This window comes from Rhodococcus sp. R1101, assembly GCF_000278445.1.
Classification (GTDB): domain Bacteria; phylum Actinomycetota; class Actinomycetes; order Mycobacteriales; family Mycobacteriaceae; genus Rhodococcus; species Rhodococcus gordoniae.
In genome coordinates, this window is record NZ_AJVB01000636.1 from 1 (window position 1) to 1808 (window position 1808).

A 1808-nucleotide genomic window follows, 5' to 3' on the forward strand; every position below is an offset into this window, starting at 1 on the left:
ACGGCGACCCGGCTGCCTACCACCTGCCGTTCGCACTGCACCTCGACGGCGCCCTCGACCTGCCGGCGCTGCAGTCCGCGGTGGTGGACGTCCTCGACCGGCACGAAACCCTCCGCACGCTGTTCCGCCTCGACGTCGACGGCCCGGTACAGGACGTGCTGCCGCTCGATCGTGCCGTCGCCGGACTCGCCCTCGAACCCGAAGACGCCGAGGGGGACGTCGAAGCGCTCATCACCGAGTGGGCCGCCGAACCGTTCGATCTCACCGCGCAGATCCCGTTCCGCATCCGTCTGCTGCGACTCGCCCACGACAAGCATGTGCTCGCCGTCGTCGCCCACCACATCGCGCTCGACGGTGCGTCGTTCGTGCCGCTCACCCTCGACGTCGCCACCGCCTATCTCGCCCGCACGGCGGGGGAGGCGCCCGCGTGGACGCCGCTGCCGCTGCACTACCGGCACTACGCGCGGTGGCATCTCGACCGCCTCGGCGATCCGGCGGCATCCGACACCCGTGCCGGTCGCGAGATCGACTACTGGACACGCACACTCGACGGGCTCGCCGACGCGGCGCCGCTGCCCACCGACCGTCCCCGCAACGGCGGCTTCGGCCCCGCTGCGGCCGTGGACTTCACGGTGCCGGCCGAACAGGTCGCGGCACTGCGGGCCGTCGCCGCCGCACACGACGCCACCACCTTCATGGCCGTGCACGCCGCCGTCGCCGTGTGGCTCGCCGCCTGGACCTCCGGGCACGACATCGCCATCGGCACCGGAACGGCAGGTCGCGACCACCCCGACCTCGACGCGCTCGTCGGCATGTTCGTCGGCACCGTCACCCTGCGGACGAACGTCGACCCGGCGCAGCCGTTCACGGCGCTGCTCGCGCAGAGCCGCGACACCGACCTCGACGCCTTCGCACACGCCACCGTGCCGTTCGACTACGTCGTCGATGCCCTGGGCTTCTCGCCCTTCCACGTGATGCTCGCCTACGACAACGTGGACGTGCCCGACCTCGAACTGCCCGGGCTCACGGTACGGCCGCAGGAGATCGCCTCGGCGCAGGCACGATTCGACGTCGAGATCTCGCTGCGCGAACTGCGCGACGGATCGCTCACCGGCCGCCTCGTCTACGACACGAAACTGTTCGACGACGACACCATCGCCCGCTGGGTGACCCGCCTCAGCGGAGTGCTCGAGCAGGTCGCGCAGCATCCGTCGCTGCCCGTGGGCGACCTCGACCTCGGCGCCCCGGCTGTCGAGGTTGCCGAACCCGGCCCGGAAGCGACCTTCGCCGAGATCATCGACCGGTCCCCGGCCTGCGTGACCGAACCCGGGGGGCAGGCCGTCGAGATCCGCACGGCGGCACGCCCGCTCGCGTGGACGTTCGTCGAGCGGGGTATCGGGACGGAAGATCGTGTGGCCGTCGTGCTCCCGCGGTCGACGCGCTCGGTGCTCGCCGCCGCGGCCGTCGCGCTGAGCGGCGCGGCCTTCGTGCCCGTCGATCCCGGCCAGCCCGCCGCTCGGATCGCCCAGTTGCTCGGCGCATCCGGCGCGCGGTACGCGATCGTCGACGGCGAGGTCGCGTTGCCCGACGGGATCGAGCCGATCGCCTTCACCGTCGAGGGCGACACCCGCCCGATCACCGATGCCGATCGGGTGCGACCGCTGCGCCTCGACAACACCGCCTACGTCGTCTACACCTCGGGATCCACCGGCCGGCCCAAGGGCGTGGTGGTCTCGCACCGCGGACTCGGCCCGCTCGCGCAATCGTTCATCGAGCGCTTCGACCTGCCTGCTGCCTCCGGCACCGTC

Annotated in this window: 1 protein-coding gene; it reads left to right on the forward strand. The window is 72.1% G+C overall.

From position 1 onward, the window contains the following. The coding region (locus R1101_RS28275; RefSeq protein ID WP_037224775.1) for a condensation domain-containing protein at positions 1–1808 on the forward strand (1808 nt) is incomplete at both ends.